Source organism: Trinickia acidisoli (genome assembly GCF_017315725.1).
Classification (GTDB): Bacteria; Pseudomonadota; Gammaproteobacteria; order Burkholderiales; family Burkholderiaceae; genus Trinickia; species Trinickia acidisoli.
Genome location: NZ_JAFLRG010000002.1, coordinates 69,838 through 87,128, shown reverse-complemented (window position 1 = coordinate 87,128; position 17,291 = coordinate 69,838). Strand labels below are relative to the sequence as shown.

Below are 17,291 nucleotides of genomic sequence, written 5' to 3'. Positions count from 1 at the left end.
TGCGACGTAAGCGGACTAGTTATCGCTGCGGTTGTCACCCCGGTTACCACGCTACCCGCGGTTTCGTGCGGAAGGGTACCCGCCAATCTGGTTGCGGACGCAACTATATAACCTTGACGCAGACGGCCTTGCCGAAGCTGTTCCACAGGTTCACGAGGTTGGCGATGATCACCCCCTCGCGCTGCTGTGATTCGAGCCGGCGCGTCAAGAGTCGCGCACCGATGCAACGCTTGATGCGTGAGATCTGCGACTCAACCAGTGCGCGCTTGCCATAGCCGTATTTGTTATGAAACGCATAGAGGCCTTTCTCCCTGATATAGCCCACGGTGTGATCATGCCAGCGCGTGCCCGGCTGATTGTGAACGACCGCATTGGCCGGCGGCGGAATCACCGGCAGTACGCCGCGCCCGACCAGGCCCCGGTTTGCGCGATGCTGTAGTACGCGCCGGAATATCGAATCCCCGCAATTGCCAGTATTCTTCCATCAGGCCGGTCGTCTGACGCATCCCCCAACCGGACAGCCGATAGAATGTATAGATCAGCTCGATACAGGCGTTCGTATAGGTCGGGTTGCGCCCTGACACACCCGGTACATAGGGCTGGGCGTTGATGAACAACGCCTTCAGATCGCCGTTCGGGCAATAGAGAGTAAGCTGGCCACGCCGCTTCAGACTCTGGTTGTAGGCGCGCGCGTTGGTGACCCGATACGTCGGTTTCGGGCGTTTGCGCGGTTCATCGGTTTTCAGTCTGGCCTTGTAAGGCATTGAAAGCTCATGGGCAAATAGGTCAACGCCTCCTTTTTACCCGTTCCCTACTAGCCAATCACATACCCTTCCGCACAAAACCCCTGTCGAAGAAAGCCCCTTCGCCGGCAAGCTTTCGGCACACTCCACTGAACCACGCCGAAGATTTTATAGTTGTGTCCGCAACTAATTTCGCGTATGCGCTACCGAACGAAGCCGTGGCGGCACGCGCTCAACGGGTGGCGCGACCGCGGTGGCTGGATGGTCAATCACGGGCTGAAGTGCACCAAATGGCAAGTACATTGCCCCGGTGCCGGCGTATTTGAACTTCCGCTCGCTGAATGGAGGGATGCGCAGACCCGCCGCCGATTTTAGCATCCGTTCTTCATACATATCTGCCTGTCCAGCACGCCCCAGTGAGCGCAGTCCGACCGCCGCATCACGTAGGTCGAAATAGCTCATGTCCAGTAGCGAATTCACATAGTCGGGATAGCGTTCCACGGTCCTATATTGCGCCGCCGGTGCCAATGGTGGTTCACCACGTGGCTGCCAGTACGCTTGTCCAAGCTCAGAGACAGGTGGCAAGAACGCTGTCCCGGCCTCGCATCGATGACGCCAGGTTTACGGTGCGCCCGGCCAGCCCACTGCAGCCGCTTGCCAATGGCCCAGTGCCTGGTCACGTGCAAGGTTAAAGTCGCCCACCCTATCTTCGCATCGTGCGATATGCCAGTTTGCGGTAGCGGCGAGCGCTCGTAACGCAGAGGAGAGGGCTCGGGCCTGATGAGCTTGTCCCGTCTCCCCCACGGAGTACGCAGCCAGCACTTCGATCGCTGCCTCGTACCGATCCGTGCGCGGGGGAAAACGTTCTGCCGATGGTCGACTCTCATCAACATGATTCAGCGCGTTGACTGCCGCCTGGAAGGCGTCTGTATATGGTATCGGGTGGCAATCCTCCAACGTAGATGGCACAACTCCATCCGCACCGCCAGGAACTCCCGCGGCCGATGCCTTTGCCGCGGCCGATGCCTTTGCCGCGGCCGATGCCTTTGCCGGGGCCGGGGGTGTTGCTAGTTGCCAGGGAGCAGGACCTGTTCCGACCCCGGGGGGGGGAGCGACAACTTCGCCACCTGCACCGCCCGGAACAGCAGCAGCCAGTGCCGCTGCCGGGGCGACATACCACCTTTGTTTTGGTGTTTCCCATGGGCCCCACGGTGACCAGTCCGACAGCGCCGGCTCACTGTTCACGGCAAGCGCGATTTGTAGCGTCGTCGGGTGCAGTCTCTTAAGAAGAGAACTCATAGTATGCGGTCTTTAATTCACGCCGCTCAGAGTCGTAGCGTCAAACTCTGAGGTGTGGCAGCGGCGAACTCAGCGGAGGTCGGCGGGCATCTTCCAGGGCAACAACGCGTCATAGTCCTCGACGGTCGTGGCAAGTGGAAGTTTTTGGAAGAGCCAGTGGAGGTAGTAGTACGGATCGATGCGGTTAGCGCGGCACGTTTCCACGAGCGAATACAGGTTTGCGCTCGCGTTCGCACCGGCGACAGTGTCGGCGAACATCCAGCCGCGGCGGTTATAGAAGCCCTTCTATAAACGAAACTATCCACAGGTCTTAGTTATGGAAGGCTTGGATGAATTAGGCATGCTGCATGGGTGGCAATGATGTCGCGCCCTCGCATTTGCGGGGAGACGGCATCAATGCCGAATGTGTTCTCGGCGACGTGACCGATAGCGAACTATCCATAACTACAGCGCTTGCAGAAAGCGAAGAAGATCATCCTTGGGTCGATATCGAAGTGGCTTGCTCGACGGTGATTGGAGTGCCTTCAGTGCCCGGTCCTTCATTTGCAGATCGGCTTCGACATAGCGATGCGTAGTGACAGGGCTCTCGTGACCGAGCCACAACGCGATGACCGTAATATCAACGCCAGATTGCAGCATATGCATCGCGACGGAATGTCGAAACAGGTGTGGAAAGACGCGGTGCCGCGCAAGTTCGGGAAACTGTCGCGAGGCGCCCTGAACTGCAAGCTTAAGCCGCTCGGTGAAGCCGATGCGCGTAAGCGAAGCGCCGGCCCGCCCGGGAAATAACGGCTCCTCGGATGTTCGGGGATATTGCCGAAGCCAACGCTTGAGTTCTCTCGCGGTGTCGGGCCATAGCGGGACAGAACGCTCCTTGCGACCTTTGCCGTGAATGAGCACCCATGTAGTGGGCCCAAGCATGAGGTCGGACACACGCATACCGATCAGCTCAGAAACGCGGGCTCCGGTGTTGTAAAGCATAGCCAGCATGACGTGGTCGCGTTGCCCCGTCCAGGTGCTAACATCGGGAGCGGCAAGGATAGCCTCAATGTGCTCGCGAGACAGAAATCCGACGAGCGGTTGCTCGAATCGCTTCATGGGAATCGCAAGTACGGATTGTGCCAAGGACAGGGCCGACGGCTCTGCGAACGAAACGTACTCCATGAACGATCGAATGGCGGCGAACCTGGCATTCCGGCTACGAATTGAATTGTGTCGGTCCTGTTCGAGGTATTTAAGGAACTCGAGGATGAATGGCGCATTCAGTTCCTCGACGGTGATATCGCTGGGCCGCTTGTGTAAGCGTTGATGCGCGAAAGCCAGCAGCAGTCGGAAACTGTCACGGTAGGCCGCCACAGTGCATGGGCTTGCGTGTCGTTGCTGAAGCAAACGTTCCGTGAAGAATTTCTGCAACAGGACTGGAAAGGACTGCGCTGCTGATATGTTCATGATGAACCTCCGCGATGGCGCACAAAGCGTTGGGCTGCGATTGCCAGGAGCTCGGGCGAGGCTGTTTCGTACCAGTACGTGTCGGTGACTTTGGCATGCCCGAGGTAAGTCGACAGCGCAAGAATGTTGCGATCGACGTCCACCCCTTGCGCGTACCAATCCTGCAATCGATGGCAGACGAACGAATGTCGCAGATCATGTATCCGCGGTGCGGGATGGTCGCCGCGAGCGCGCCACTTCAATGCGGTGCGCAGGATCTTGAACGCGTACTCGACGCTTCTTGTTGAAGCTGGTCGACCGTAGTCGAACACAAAGAAAGCATTCGTGTTGGCAGTTGAAGAATCGCGGTCGCGTTTGCAGGCATATCGTCGCATCGCTGATGCAGTCGTAGGGTGTATCGGCACCCACCGTGATTTGCCAAACTTAGCACTCCGGATATGCAGAAGCCGCTTCTCGAAATCTACATCCGAACGGGTTAACCCCGTCGCTTCCGAGATACGCAGTCCGGTCGCAGCGATCAGTCCGAAAATCGTCCTGCAGCTCGCACTGCGCAGACCACCGGGTGGATAGAGACCGTCGCAGGCTGCCAGCAGATCCACGACTTCATCATCGGTGAAAATATGCGGTGCCAGTCGATGATGGGCACGCCCGAACAGATATCGCGGCGGGATCTCTGTTGCCGGATCGAATTGCCGGCAGTACGCGGCAAAGGGGCGAAGCACCTCGATTCTGCGGGCCGCCGTTGACCGCCGTCCGGTGCCGGAGTTGCCGGCCCACTGAGCGGCGAGTTGTATCGTCAGCCCACCGTTGTGGCCGATCCGTTCGGCAAAGCGCGCGAATTCCCTGAGTTGATTGCCCACGATCCGGAGATCAAATCCGGCTCGACGACGGACGTTGAGGTAAGCGTCGATCCAGTTGGAAAAAGATGTGTGCGCGCTCATGATCGCTTCCCTGGCCATGGAAGCGCCACGCGACGAAGGGCTGGAAGGTTGACCTTCGCATAAATCGTCGTGGTATCGAGAGAACGATGGCGCAACAGATCGCCGATCTCCTTGAATGGAACGCCGCCTTGCACCATCCGGCAAGCCATGGTGTGCCGGAAAATATGGGTGCCGCGCACACGTTGCTGCAAACCGCAACGCGCAGCGGCATAACGAACTGCGTTACGGACAATATCCAGATTGGCTGCGGCATCAAGCGGTGGTCGATGGCGAACAAATACCTCGCGCCGTGCAGTGTTTGGACGCCCACGCTGCAGGTACTCGGAGATCGCGTTGCCGGTCAGTCTTGGAAGCGGGACGATGTCGATCCGTTTGCCCTTGCCGTGTATCGTCAATGTTCCATCTCGCCAGTCGATATCATCGAGACTCAGACGTGCCACTTCCGCGCGCCGCAAGCCAAGATCTAGAAGACAGCGCGTCATGGCGTAATCGCGCATGCCGGTAGCACTGCTACGATCGAACGCCTTGAGCAGTTGCCTGACTTCGACAGACGAGAGGACCTCGGGCAATCCGGAGAGACGCCATTGCGCAACCCTCGGCAGCGCTGCGATGAGCGTTTCGGTTGGCGTTCCCCGGCTGCTCTTGAATAACAAGTAGCTCCGTAGCGAGATACCGATACCCTTGATCGTCGCTGGAGCAAGTCCGTTCGTTCGGCGCATAACAAAACGTACAATATCGCCCGGGGTCAACCTCGAAATCTGTACGGGCCCCGCACCGAAACGATCGACAAGAAACTCGTGGGCCTGCCGTACTCGAACTGTGCATGTGCTGTCGGACAGACCGCGAACCTCTGCCAGATGGCGCTTGAATTCTGCGAGCTCTGTGCCGATAGGCGTCAACACGTTGAGAGTCAAATGCTCCGGTTGCGCGCCGTCGAGCATCGCGAAGAAGTGCTTCAAACCGGCGCGAACATCGGCGCTTGTGTGCCGACAGCGAGACGCGCATTGGCAATGCGGCAGGTGCCGCTCGAGAAACTGGACGATCGTCGGCTTGCTAACATCGCAAAGATTGATGTCGCGCTGCGTCATCCAATGAATGAAGTGGGCGACACACCTGAAGTAGCATTCCACTGTCTCCCGGGCATAACCACGATCGATCAGGTATTGAACGTAAGCGTCTGCATGCGTTCGCAACGCAGCGCCTTCGAACCAATGCTCGCAGAGCAGATGGCCGGGTCTGATGCGTGTGTATTTGGGCATGGTAGCTCTCCTCGAAAAAACACAGAACAGCATGAGGAAAGTACCGCAAATTATGGAAGGTAACGACGGCTCCCGGAAGAGATGGGCCCTGAAAAAGCGGGACGTTTGAAGCCACGTCGCCATGACCTTCCATAACCAAGACCTGTGGATAGCGGCGGCCCAGGCAGAATGGCCTGATGGCGTTCTCACAAGGATTGTTCGAGACCGGCCAGTCGCCGTTCTCAATGTAGCGGACCAGCTTCGGCCATTGGCCTTGTATATAGTTCAACGCCTTGCCGAGCAGGCTGCCGGGTACAACGCCGGGCAGGTGCTGCAGCATCAGCCGGTGAATGACGTCGAGCACGCGCGCACTGTATCGTCGTCGCAGCCGTTGCCGTCGTTGGGCTTCCCACGTTTCGCTGCGCGCCTCGGCGGCAAACAGTTTGCCGATCAATTTGATGAAACGCGTAGCCAGCAGATCGGGCGTACGCGCTGCCTTCGGGACGTTGTCTTCCGCCTTTACAAAGCCCCTCCTTGCGTGCGTCCAGCATGCGAGATGGACGAGCCGATGACGCTGCGCGATGCCGTCGTATGCGGCGTAGCCGTCGGTCATCAGCACTGCGCCTTCGCGAATGCCGTCGAACAGCTTGTCTGCCAGCTTGCTGCCGCGACCGGGCGTATAGGTGAACACGCGCCCGGGTGTGTCCGAGTCCGTCATCTGCGCCCAGAGATAACTCTTGGTCTGAGGCTGGCGGCCTTCTTCCTTCAGGACCTGGAATGTCGTTTCGTCGCAGTAGATCAGGTCCGCATCGAGCAGCGCATCACGCATCAGGTTGATCACCGGCTGCGTCGCGAGGCCCACGCGCACCATACTTGCTGCCAACGTGTTCGACGAGATGTCGCCGCCGAAGCGCCGCAGCAGGCCAGCTTGCCGGTACAGCGGCATGCCGAACTGATACTTTCCGGTGGCGATCCACGCGAGTGCCGATTCGCTGAGCAGCCCTCGCGGGATGATGCGCACGGGCGCCGGCGTAACCTTGATGCCCAGGTCGCAGCACGGGCATGCGTACTTGACGCGCTGATGCTGGGTGACCCGAATCTGCTCCGGAATCACGTTCAGTTGCTCGCTGATCTCCACGCCGATCTCGACCAGCGCATGGCCATCGTTGGCGCAGAACCGTTCGGCCTCAGGCAATTCGTGACGGTGGATGTCGCGCGGCAGGGCGGGATCGAGCGGCTTGCGGCCGCGTTTGTTGCGCGTGTGCGCGGCAACCTTCGTTCCGGGCGTGTCTTCCTGTGCGGGTGTCGCGTTTGCGCCGAGCACTTCGGCTTCGTTGAACAAGCCGAGCTGGTCGGAATCGCGCGCTTCGCTCTTCGCGCCGAACAGCTCGCGCCGGAACGCGCGCAGCCGTTCTTCGGCGAGGTCACGTTCGGCCGTCACCAGGCGCAGTGTGCTTTGCAATTCGTCACGCTCACGCTGAAGCGCGTCGTGCTGCTCGCGCATTGCGAGCAGCGCCTTCAGTTCGTCGGCATCGATGGTGACGTTGATCGGCATGCTGCTTTGACCGACATGCCGGCCGTGTGTTCAGCTCACGCGCAGATAGTTGCGCCTGGGATGGCGCTGGATTGCCGCGATGTCGGCACCGTCGATGAGCCAGTGGAGCAGCTCGACGCTCAAGGCTACCACCGCCGTGTCGCTGTCGGGCCACACGAAACGGTCGCTGGCCTCAAGCCGCTTGAGCAGCAGCCAGAAGCCGTTGCGCTCCCAGCCCAGGATCTTGATGCGATCGCGCCGCCGGTTGCCGAACACGAACAGCGCGGGCGCCATCGGACTCAGGTGCATCGCCTGCTCGACCAGGATCGACAGGCTGTTGATCCCGCAGCGGAAGTCCACCGGATCGCGATGGAGGTAGACCTTCAGTTCGTCGTCGAACCGGAACACGGCAGCCTCCCGAACATCTGGACCAGCGTGCCAAGTTCGTCGATGCCGGCCTGGCCCAGGTTGAACTCGACGCCGTTGGGCAGGCGTACGCGCAGCGCAAACGCGATCGGGGCAGGCGTAACAGATGGAGTCGCAGCAGCGGCCACAACCGGTACGAATGCCGGCGCAGGCGCCTCGCTGTGCATAGTGGCCGGCACGCCGTCATGCACCTGCACACCATCGCTCGGGTCAACGACGACGGCGCCGTCCTGTGCGGCCCGTGCGCAGCGGCTACTCTCACGCTCGAGCAGGTACTTCGTGATCCACTTGCGCAGCAGGTTGGCGTTGACTCCGTGCTCCTGCGCGAGGCGCGCCACCGACACGCCGGGACGCAGTGCCGCCTCGACCAGCGCGCGTTTCCCCTTCTCGTCGTACCGCCGCCGCCCGTCGCGGCTTTGCGAAACAACCTGCAACTCTGAGTCATGCTCTGTCATAGGTGTCCACCTCCGATTGGTGGACACATGCTGGCCTCTCAGAGCATCACTGGGTAGACGTCGTTAATCGATCGCATACAACTCATATATTGATCGAGGGGCATGATAAGTGTTCATGAAAAATTCGTTTGAAATTCGGAGCCACATTTGGGAAACACTGATTTATTCGACTCGACGGTCATCGCATCGGCCGCCGAGGACGTTGTAGAAAGAGGCACGCGGAACGGATCCCTGAACATGAAGCGACAGATCGGTTTTGCAGAAGCGGAAAGCCGTGGCGCGAAGCGCGTAACCAAGCGGCAACGCTTTCTGGCGGAGATGGACAAGCTTGTCCCATGGCCACGTTTGCTGTCGGCGATCGAGCCGTACTACCCGAAGGGCAAGCGAGGCCGACCGCCGATTGGCTTGGAACGTATGCTGAGGATCTACTTCCTGCAACAGTGGTACGGGCTGTCGGACGAAGGGTTGGAAGACGCGCTGTACGACAGCATTGCGATGCGTGCGTTTGCCGGCATCGATCTGGCGGTCGAGGACGTGCCGGATGCGACGACGCTGTTGAAGTTCCGCCGCCTGCTGGTCGAGCATGACTTGACGCGCAAGCTGTTCGACGAGATCGGCATTTCGCTGTGCGAACGCGGGTTGCTGATGAAGGAAGGCACCTTGGTGGATGCGACGATTATTGAGGCGCCACCGTCGACCAAGAATGCCGAGAACAGCCGTGATCCTGAGATGCATCAAACGAAGAAGGGCAATCAGTGGCACTTCGGCATGAAAGCGCACATCGGCGTCGATGCCGACTCGGGTCTGGTGCACAGCCTGGTGGGTACATCGGCCAACGTAACGGACGTATCGCAAGCGCACGCTCTGTTGCACGGGCACGAGCGGGAAGCGTTTGGTGATGCTGGCTACACGGGCGTTGAAAAGCGCGACGAGATGCGCGGCAAAGCGGTGCAATGGCGCGTGGCTGTCAAGCGCGGAAAGATTAAGGCAATGCGAGACGGGGCGCTGAAGGATTTGCTGATCCAGGTGGAGCGAACCAAAGCGCAAATTCGCGCCCGGGTCGAGCATCCGTTTCATGTCGTCAAGAATTTGTTCCGCCACCGCAAGGTCCGCTATAAAGGCCTAGCCAAGAACACGGCGCAACTGTTCAGCCTCTTCGCCTTGGCCAATCTGGTGATCGCAAAGAGCCAGTTGAACTCGATACATGGGCAAAGTCCGTCATGTGTATGAAAAACGCGAGCGATCGGCCCGCATTCGAGCAAAACTCAGCCCGATCGCAACGAAATTCGTTCGCCGTTCTGACACTTGCAAACTGACTCGTGCAAAACGCCGCCGGCGAACTCATTGATCAGCGTTTCCTTTGCTTAACAATGCAGCAAACTCGGCATCAATGATATCGCGCGTCCAGGTGATGGCGCGCCGCCATCGGTACTTCAGTTGCCGCCAGACGATCTCGATCATGTTGAGTTCGGGACTATAGGCAGGCAGGTAAACAGGATGACCTTATGTTCGAGCAGCCAACGTTGGCGCGTTACTTCGCTGATGGCGTGATGGATGCTGGCATTGTCCAGCACGATCACCGTTGGCAAACCGTTTTCGCTGGCCAGCACGCTGTCAATGAAGTGCTCGACATCCGGGGCCTTGATGGTACCGGTATGCGCAGCGTGGATTAGCGTGTTCTTGCCGAAGTCCAGTGCCCCGATCACGCTACAGCGGCAGTGATTTGGGCTCAACCTGATGAGGCAAGCCTCGTGGTGACCAGCTGCGCTGAACCGGTGGTGATCCATGGAAGCCAGCCTCATCGAGATACAACAGTCGCGCGGCGTCCTCGCGTGCGGCCTGCTGGAGCTTCTCGAGCGTGGCCTGCCTCATGGCGAACGCTTCTTTGTTGCGCTTTTTGAGCGAGAATCGATTGCGCTTGAACGAAAAACCGTTGCGCTTGAGTGCTTCACCCAGCGTTTCGATCTTGCAGGGCCGCGGCGATTTGGTCGTCACCGAGCAACGCATGTCGGCCGCCGTTGTGGACACCCATCAAGCCGCAGACGCCACGCTTGCACCACGCATGCGACCAGTTGTAGACACTCTGTGCGCTCACGCCCAACTGGGCCGCAATGGCAAGGGGCTTGAGGCCGCTTCCGAGCATCAGCAGGCCCGCTGCGCGTGTCGCGTATCCCGCTGAAAATGATTGATTGACATCTGCTGCAACGTCAGTTCCTCGACTACCGTCAGCACAACGACACATTTCATCCGCGCAACCAGCAACGGCAAAAACGCCAGGTTAGCGAAAATCAAACCGTTTTACCAGGAACACTTACCGCCGCTAATAACGAGTCCTCAACAACGACGAAATTCACGACCTAAGATTGCTGACATTGGCTCGAAGATGTCCCGCGTGACGTACTCTGTGCGACGGACTGACGAAATCACGAATCGCCCGGCTAATCGTGCGCGCCCCCAAGCCCAGACGCTCATGCAACATTTCTCGGGAGCCCACGGTATAAAGGTACATCGGCTTAACGCCAAGATGAAGCCACGAAATCTCCGAAGCTAGCTTTTTCGCTGCCCATTCACGCATGCACGCATCGAGCCCGCCGCGGCCATGAAACCCTTCTTCGATCGTTACAACATGGTCGAAGCGCGACACCATCTTTGTCAACACCGGAGAGCAGAAACTCGTGAGCTTCACAAGATCGATCACCGCAATCGTGATGCCTTCTTTCTCCAAAATCTCCGCAACACGCAATGCGACATGCGACATATAGCCGGTCGCGATCACACAACACGCCTTCCCTGGTCGAAGCAAACTAAAGCCTTGCTCGCTATCGACTGAGTCAGTGTAGAGCCGCTGCAACACTTGGGCGTCGAGCCGTACATACCTCACGCTCACACCGGTCAAGCAGTGATCCACTAGTCCAGCGGCACTCATGTCGTCCGAGGGCGAGAGAATCTCCAGATTTGGCAACGCGCGCATCACCCCTATGTCCTCGTAGCATTGGTAAGTCGGACCCAACGCGACATAACTGCACCCTGCGCCCACACCGACCAACGTGACGCTCATCGGCCTGATCGCCGAGAGCAGCGCGAGGTTGACGCGAATCTGCTCATAGCATCGCATCGTGAGGAACGGGGCAATGGCATACGCGAAAACCTTGAATCCCTCGAGCGCGAGGCCCGCACAAACGTTGATCAGGTTCTGTTCCGCAACGCCAACATTAAGGAAGCGATCGGGAAATGCTTCGCGAATTCGATCCATGACCGGCGAGCCGAAGTCGGCACTGACCACAAAAATCGATCGATCGGCCGCCATACATTCGACAACGCGCGACAAGAATGCATCCTGCATGGCAAGCGGTGTTGTTGCAGCGCTCATGCTTGCATCTCCTGAGCAAGAAGCGCATCGAACGCGCCGGGGGTTGGATCCAGCATATGGCATAGTGGATTGCCTTCGAGCCCGGGCACGCCATGTCCCTTGATGGTTTGCGCAATCAACGCTTTCGGCTTTGCGTTTCGCTCCGCCTTCATGGTGCCGAGGGTCATGGCGAGCAAGTTGGGATCATGACCATCAGATACCGTCCATACCGACCAACCAAATGCCGCCAATTGCTGGGCGAGATTCGATTGCCCCATAGCCGACTCGGTAGAACCCAGCATGCTCATACCGTTCGCATCGACAATCAAATGCAGATTGTCCAGTCGATGCTGCGCGGCCAGCATGATCGCCTCCCAATTCGCGCCCTCTTGCAATTCGCCGTCGCCAGTCACCACGAAAACGCAGGCGTCTACTTGGCGGCGGGCAAGCCCAATCGCCATCCCCGTAGCCACACCCAACCCGTGACCGAGCGAGCCGTTCACTGTTTCAAATCCTGGCGTAATGGGATCGGGAATGGCCCCGAGAAAACTTCCGGGCTCACCAGCCCTCATCAGTTCCGAAGGGTCAAAAAAACCAAGATCGGCCAAGATCGGATATAAGCAGATCGAACCGTGCCCTTTGCTTGCGATGCAGCGATCCCTGTTTGGATCAAACAAAACCTTCGGATTAAATCGAAGCACGCCTCCGTAGTACAGCGCTACAAAAATCTCAACGGCGGACAACGACGAAGCGATGCGCATCTGCGGTGCGCGACGACAGATTTGCAGTGTTTGGCACCAAACTTCACGCGCACGTCGGCGCAGTTCGCTCATTTTGATTACATTTCCATTTGGCATCACGGCTCTCTCATTACGCGGTATCGTGCAACCGCTTTTCGACGTACTACTCATCCGCTGCTCGCAATCCGCCTCCAACAAAATCTGGGCACTCCATTCGAGCACGCTGATGGTCCGATTGTCGAGCAGCTTGCGACGTGCCGAGCGCGTGAACAATCCCACGGCTAACGAGAAGCAAGAACTGAGTCCGTAACGCGCAGGCAAACCACCGTCATGGTGAATCCCCACGCCTTCACTCCAATTCATCCACAGCAAAACACCGTAAGTAGCCGAGCGCTGGATTTCATGAATGGAGCACACTTCCTCTATCAGAGAATAGACAAAACGGCGTTTATACTCGAAACACGGGGCCACCATCTGCAACTTGCATAACGGTATTTATCACTCACAACCGAGACGCCCCCCATGCACTCACCAAATCACAGGAGATAGCTCACCCAGCCTCCGAACAATGAGACGCGATAATACACCTTGTAATAATCATTACCATCTCACCCTACGGTTACCGCATTTTTTTGTGAATTTCTTGCACTTTCACTTGATTCCAGAACTCTTTCTGTGACGCGGCGCTTTACGCTTTATCGCTACCGCACCAGCACGGGCGCGAGCCGACTTTATGACAGTGTAGGTATCGCCGACCAACAGCTTCCCTACCGATGCCGGAGCGCCAGTGCAGTCGCGGGGTACACGCCTGCACGAATCTGCTCAGGACGAATGGAATAAATAGTACTTAATCCGGCTATTCTCTATCATTGCATCGTGATTGCTTGATGCTCTGACGGTCCGCGCGCCTGATGAGAAAGCCTACGGACACTGTCAATCGCACAACTAATACATCAAGGAACGATTTCGTGTGCGCGAACATTGCAACGAAATCGACACGATCTCTTCACCCGTTCTTAGACAAAGTCACAGAGCGCCGGCCCACACGATGCGATAACCCTGAAAAAAGGCATAGAGATTGCCCTAGCGGCCTGCCCGCCTCAATTTCTTTTTCGATCGCCGCCATTTCACGCACGATCACGACAGCAAATGCTTAAGCAAGAGTCCGTGTGACGCGAAAATCTCGACATTTAAACCACGCACGACAAATCGTCTGCATCTGAGTTATATAGTTGCGCCTGCAACCAATTTAACGGAAACACGTCTGAACAAAGCCGATATCAGCGGCCTGCTCGTGGATGCACAGGCGCGAAACTCACAACCCGTTGCTTGTCATGATCAAAAATACACAGTCGCCGTGACCGTTGTCTGATAGGTGTCGGGCTGCGGTGTCGTCTGGGCGGGTACCTGTCCATAGACCGTGATCGATTGCACGGACCCGGTGCCCGTGCCGCCAACAGTATTGCTGCCTTGTGTATTACCCCAGACAGTGCTGAAGCCCGAGTCTTGATAGAGTTGGAATCCGACTGTCGTACTGGTATTGCCGCTGGCGGTACCGGCCATTAACCGGCTCGTAACCGTTGAGCCAGAGACGGTGCCGCCGTCCAGCCCAACGTTGTAGGGGGTAGTGTTCGTACAAGTCACGGAAACCGTGGTCTGTTGGTTCACGATCGCAGCGAGAACCCCATTCGTACCGAAGTTCAACGGATTCGCCGCGATCGTGCAGTTGGCTTGCAGCGTCAGAGAAGTCGTGAACGTGGCCGTTCCCGTGCCATCGCTATATCCACTAGAGCTTCCGGCGTATGCTTGCGGCAGTACTGCCAAGAATGCTAGCGCGGCGGCAATCGCCGATAGGGAAAGGGGTCGTTTCATCATGATGTTCTCCCGAAAACGGTACGGCGGCTCGTTGCGCTTCATAGGGGCATACGACACACCGTGTCGCGAGGCACGTCTATTGCGTTGGGTTCATGCTAGGTGAACAGAGGCCGGCGCGCAGTGAAGAATCACGATGCGTACGTTTGACGTAAGCCCAATCTATTGCAACGATGTTTCGAATCGGCAAGACAACTGCAATCCCGTGCCATACAAAGCCAGACACGCTGGCAGGCACGACCATATTGTGAGTTACCTCAAGGAGAAAGACATCCATGCGTTTCAGAACACATGCGGCAATGGCAAGCGCGCACTCGCCGAGGCGCAGATCTCGGGAGGTGTCCGAAATCTTGTGTGCTGAGGTCGGTTAAAAAAGTTCAGCTCATGGCGCAGGTGAAGCGCTCGCCAAAGAGGATCGCAAACTGATTGACGGCTTGCCGCCAAGTGATTGGTGGCATCTTCCAATCCCTTTCGATGTTGCGCAAGGCTAGGTACAGCAGCTTGCTGGCAGCTTCGTCGCTGGGGAAGTGACCACGATTCTTGACGATCTTGCGCAGTTGCATGTGCATGCTTTCAATCGCGTTTGTCGTGTATATGATTCTGCGCACCTCCGGCGGATAGGCAAAGAAGGGGATCACCTGCTCCCATTGGCGTTGCCACATCGCCGCGACGGTGGGGAATTTGCGGCCCCACTCGCTTTGCGCAAAGGCGTCGAGCGCCGTTGCCGCCGCCTCGGCCGTGGCGGCCTGATAGATCGGCTTGAGCGCGGCTGCCAATGGCTTACGGTCCTTCCAACCCGCCAGATTCAGCGAATTGCGGATCAGATGCACGATGTGTCACCTTCCGGCATAAAGGAGCCGGGTATTTCCGGCATATAGGCGCCAGCAGAAGTGGGTAGAAACGAGCATCTTTGTGGTTCAAGAATGGGCCGTTTAGCTGCTGTTTGCAAGGTTCAAGTGCTGCTGCGGAAGGTGGCGCGGGCTGCGGTAAGAGTGCCCGTCGAGCACGAGGCAGTAGGCGTTGTGACGCAGGCGGTCGAGGGTGGCTGAGGCGAGCAAGCGATTGGCTGGGAAGGCCTGATCCCATTCGGTCAGATCGAGGTTGCTGGTGACGATGGTGGACGCAGCCTCGTAACGCTCGGCGATCAGCTCGTGCAGATCCTCGTCAGCAGGCGGACGAAGCGGTTTGAGCCCGAAGTCATCGATGATCAGCAGTTCGACGCGCGTTAAGCTGGCGAGCCGGCGCTCGTAGGCGCCGGTGGCACGGGCGGCATTCAAGCTTGTGGTCAGCTGGGTGCAGGTGGTGAACAGTACGTCGACGCCTTGACGCACGGCACAGTGTCCCAGGGCCTGCGCCAAGTGGCTTTTACCCGTACCGCAAGGCCCGACGATGAGCACCGGCGCGTGTTCGCCGAGGTAACGACCGCCGGCCAGATCGTGCACGAGTGCACGGTTCAATTGCGGCAACCGATCGAAGTCGAATTGCTCCAGTGTCTTGCTGGTGCGGAAGGCTGCGCGGCGCATGCGTAGCGCGAACTTCTTCTGTTCACGCCGAGCGACTTCGTCTTCGATCAGCAGCGCGAGGAAGTCGACGTAAGAGAGCTTGGCATCGATGGCTTGGCGATTGCGCGCTTCGAGCGAGTCGAGGATGCCGGACAGGCGCAATTGCTTCAGATGCGGGGTCAAGGCTGGCATGGGTTGCATGGCCATCTCCAGGGTTAATGACGCACGTCGGCGTCGGGGGCAAACAGAGATTGAGCGTCGCGGGCGAAACGCGCGCTGGGTGCGTGGACGTGTTCGCTCGAATCGCTGAGGGGATGCCGATCGAAGCCGCCGACGAGGATCGTCTTGACGGTCCGATAGAACGGACTGGCGTGTGCCAGCGCGCGAGCGCACGCCGCTTCCAGGCGCAAGGCACCGTAGGGTTGTTGCAGACGCATGACGCCTTGTGCGGCGCGTAGGCGCTCGAGGATGTGATCGGCCAGCAGCAGGTCGATCAGCTCAGCGCAGGCGGGACCGACGCGTTTGGCTTGTTCGAGGCACCACTGCCGATCGTGAGCGAGAAACGCACGCGCCTCGGGCGGCAGATGATCGCGCACGGTGAGTCGATCGCCGGGACGACGAGCTCGTACATGCGAGGCGACGAGTCGGTAATCGTCGTAGATGGCGATTGAGGCGTCGGTCGCACGCAGCCACAACTGCTTGCCGACCAACACGAACGGCACGGAATACAACATCCGCTGATGGGCGACGTGACAGTCTCGATGAACGGACACCTTGTGCCAGGTACCCAGGTCGGGTGCGACGGCGGGCAGTTCGCGCATCAGTGGCCGTTCGACCTCGAACAATTCGAGGGGCACCTTGCGCGTTGTACCGTGGATGCGACGCCCTGCTTCGTGCATGACCCAATGGCGAGCCTGCTGGTTCAGATCGGTGAAGTCGCGGAACTGGCGCAGCGGCAAGAAGTTGCCCTTCACGTATTTGACGCTGGCTTCTACGATGCCCTTCTTGGGCGGATCGGCTGGCGGGCACGGATCGATCCGGAAACCGTATCCTTCTGCGCATTCGGCGTAGGCGCGCTGCACGACAGGGTCATAGGTGCAGGCCCGCGTGATAGCGCACTTGGGGTTGTCGATGATCACGCGCGTGGGTACGCCACCGAACCATTCGAAGGCGCGACGATGGCAGCCCAGCCACGTCGCCACGGTCTGGTCCCAGACGAACTCGACGTACTGATGTCGTGAGAAGGCAAGCGTCATCACGAACGCCCACGTGCGCCTGAACACGCCATCGGCGTCGGGCAGCATCGGACCGGCACCGAAATCGACTTGCGCGGCTTCGCCGGGCGCGAAGCTCAGCGGCACGGTCGCGTCGGGCGGACGATCGGCGTTGATCGAAACGATCATGCGATAAACCGACGAATAACTGCCGGTGTAGCCGTGCTCACGCCGCAACGCCGCCAGAATGGCCGTACCGGGCACTTGCTGCTCGATCCATGAGGCGATCAATGCGCAGTGGACCTCGAGCCCTGAGACAGTCGAGCTTGCCTTGTGTGGCGGACCTAGCGCGGCGGCGATCTCGGCGTCATCCGGTAACGGCGCATCGGGTTTGAGCCAGCCGCGTTGTTCGGCCAACTCTCGCAGCGCGGCGAGCTTACGCCGGCCCATGTAGCGACAGCGTGCCAGTTCGCGCTCGGAATCCCCGTTGCGCATGCGCACGAGAACCTGTCGATATTGATGCATCTCG

18 protein-coding genes and 3 pseudogenes are annotated in these 17,291 nt (G+C 58.7%); 1 reads left to right on the top strand and 20 read right to left on the bottom strand.

Annotated features, from left to right (window positions below):
• Positions 1–103: 103 nt before the first annotated feature.
• The 10 genes and pseudogenes from J3485_RS19030 to J3485_RS18985 all read right to left on the bottom strand — a co-directional run bounded on the left by J3485_RS19030 (position 104) and on the right by J3485_RS18985 (position 8,085).
• Positions 104–325, bottom strand: coding sequence for a transposase (locus tag J3485_RS19030; RefSeq protein WP_206955941.1), 222 nt, complete (start codon positions 323–325; stop codon positions 104–106).
• A 7-nt stretch (positions 326–332) separates the two neighbouring features.
• Positions 333–764 (bottom strand): hypothetical protein, encoded by a 432-nt coding sequence (locus tag J3485_RS19025; RefSeq protein ID WP_206955940.1) that lies wholly within the window; start codon positions 762–764, stop codon positions 333–335.
• A gap of 165 nt (positions 765–929) precedes the next feature.
• Complete coding sequence (locus J3485_RS19020) at positions 930–1,244, bottom strand: hypothetical protein (RefSeq protein ID WP_206955939.1); 315 nt, start codon at positions 1,242–1,244, stop codon at positions 930–932.
• An 867-nt stretch (positions 1,245–2,111) separates the two neighbouring features.
• Positions 2,112–2,312: pseudogene (locus J3485_RS19015) on the bottom strand (transposase domain-containing protein); the annotation flags it as partial.
• Positions 2,313–2,486: 174 nt separating this feature from the next.
• A complete protein-coding gene (locus J3485_RS19010; protein WP_206951284.1) occupies positions 2,487–3,491 on the bottom strand; it encodes a tyrosine-type recombinase/integrase in 1,005 nt (334 codons plus the stop codon).
• Entirely contained in the window at positions 3,488–4,432 is a 945-nt protein-coding gene (locus J3485_RS19005; RefSeq protein WP_242538472.1) for a tyrosine-type recombinase/integrase, read from the bottom strand. Before J3485_RS19005 ends, J3485_RS19010 begins: the two co-directional genes overlap by 4 nt.
• Entirely contained in the window at positions 4,429–5,691 is a 1,263-nt protein-coding gene (locus J3485_RS19000; RefSeq protein WP_206951286.1) for a site-specific integrase, read from the bottom strand. The genes J3485_RS19005 and J3485_RS19000 overlap by 4 nt, the downstream gene beginning before the upstream one ends.
• Before the next feature lie 151 nt (positions 5,692–5,842).
• Positions 5,843–7,225, bottom strand: a pseudogene (gene tnpC, locus J3485_RS18995) (IS66 family transposase); the annotation flags it as partial.
• A 30-nt stretch (positions 7,226–7,255) separates the two neighbouring features.
• The gene (tnpB, locus tag J3485_RS18990) at positions 7,256–7,612 is read right to left on the bottom strand and encodes an IS66 family insertion sequence element accessory protein TnpB (RefSeq protein ID WP_057034127.1); all 357 of its coding nucleotides are present in this window, start codon (positions 7,610–7,612) and stop codon (positions 7,256–7,258) included.
• Positions 7,588–8,085: a transposase gene (locus J3485_RS18985; protein WP_206955937.1), complete on the bottom strand. Its 498-nt coding sequence runs from the start codon at positions 8,083–8,085 to the stop codon at positions 7,588–7,590. The genes tnpB and J3485_RS18985 overlap by 25 nt, the downstream gene beginning before the upstream one ends.
• Positions 8,086–8,322: 237 nt before the next feature.
• On the opposite strand from J3485_RS18985, the gene J3485_RS18980 reads away from it, so the two are divergent.
• A complete protein-coding gene (locus tag J3485_RS18980) occupies positions 8,323–9,315 on the top strand; it encodes an IS5 family transposase (protein WP_206952492.1) in 993 nt (330 codons plus the stop codon).
• 111 nt (positions 9,316–9,426) lie between these two features.
• Here the strand turns inward: J3485_RS18980 and J3485_RS29295 are convergent, their stop codons facing one another.
• From J3485_RS29295 to istA, 10 genes and pseudogenes are all read right to left on the bottom strand, one after another.
• The gene (locus J3485_RS29295) at positions 9,427–9,546 is read right to left on the bottom strand and encodes a hypothetical protein (RefSeq protein ID WP_206955936.1); all 120 of its coding nucleotides are present in this window, start codon (positions 9,544–9,546) and stop codon (positions 9,427–9,429) included.
• Positions 9,543–9,872, bottom strand: coding sequence for a transposase (locus J3485_RS18970; protein ID WP_206955935.1), 330 nt, complete (start codon positions 9,870–9,872; stop codon positions 9,543–9,545). Before J3485_RS18970 ends, J3485_RS29295 begins: the two co-directional genes overlap by 4 nt.
• Complete coding sequence (locus tag J3485_RS18965) at positions 9,793–10,080, bottom strand: hypothetical protein (protein WP_206958495.1); 288 nt, start codon at positions 10,078–10,080, stop codon at positions 9,793–9,795. Before J3485_RS18965 ends, J3485_RS18970 begins: the two co-directional genes overlap by 80 nt.
• A complete protein-coding gene (locus J3485_RS18960) occupies positions 10,034–10,228 on the bottom strand; it encodes a helix-turn-helix domain-containing protein (RefSeq protein ID WP_242538842.1) in 195 nt (64 codons plus the stop codon). The genes J3485_RS18965 and J3485_RS18960 overlap by 47 nt, the downstream gene beginning before the upstream one ends.
• Before the next feature lie 207 nt (positions 10,229–10,435).
• Complete coding sequence (locus J3485_RS18955; protein ID WP_206955934.1) at positions 10,436–11,455, bottom strand: transketolase family protein; 1,020 nt, start codon at positions 11,453–11,455, stop codon at positions 10,436–10,438.
• Positions 11,452–12,648: a transketolase gene (locus J3485_RS18950; protein WP_242538841.1), complete on the bottom strand. Its 1,197-nt coding sequence runs from the start codon at positions 12,646–12,648 to the stop codon at positions 11,452–11,454. The genes J3485_RS18955 and J3485_RS18950 overlap by 4 nt, the downstream gene beginning before the upstream one ends.
• An 864-nt stretch (positions 12,649–13,512) precedes the next feature.
• Positions 13,513–14,046 (bottom strand): Csu type fimbrial protein, encoded by a 534-nt coding sequence (locus tag J3485_RS18945; protein ID WP_206958191.1) that lies wholly within the window; start codon positions 14,044–14,046, stop codon positions 13,513–13,515.
• Positions 14,047–14,423: 377 nt separating this feature from the next.
• Positions 14,424–14,879 (bottom strand): annotated as a pseudogene (locus J3485_RS18940) (transposase); the annotation flags it as partial.
• Positions 14,880–14,978: 99 nt separating this feature from the next.
• Positions 14,979–15,749, bottom strand: coding sequence for an IS21-like element helper ATPase IstB (gene istB, locus J3485_RS18935; protein ID WP_206955933.1), 771 nt, complete (start codon positions 15,747–15,749; stop codon positions 14,979–14,981).
• Positions 15,750–15,763: 14 nt separating this feature from the next.
• Positions 15,764–17,287 (bottom strand): IS21 family transposase, encoded by a 1,524-nt coding sequence (gene istA / locus J3485_RS18930; RefSeq protein WP_206955932.1) that lies wholly within the window; start codon positions 17,285–17,287, stop codon positions 15,764–15,766.
• Positions 17,288–17,291 lie beyond the last annotated feature (4 nt).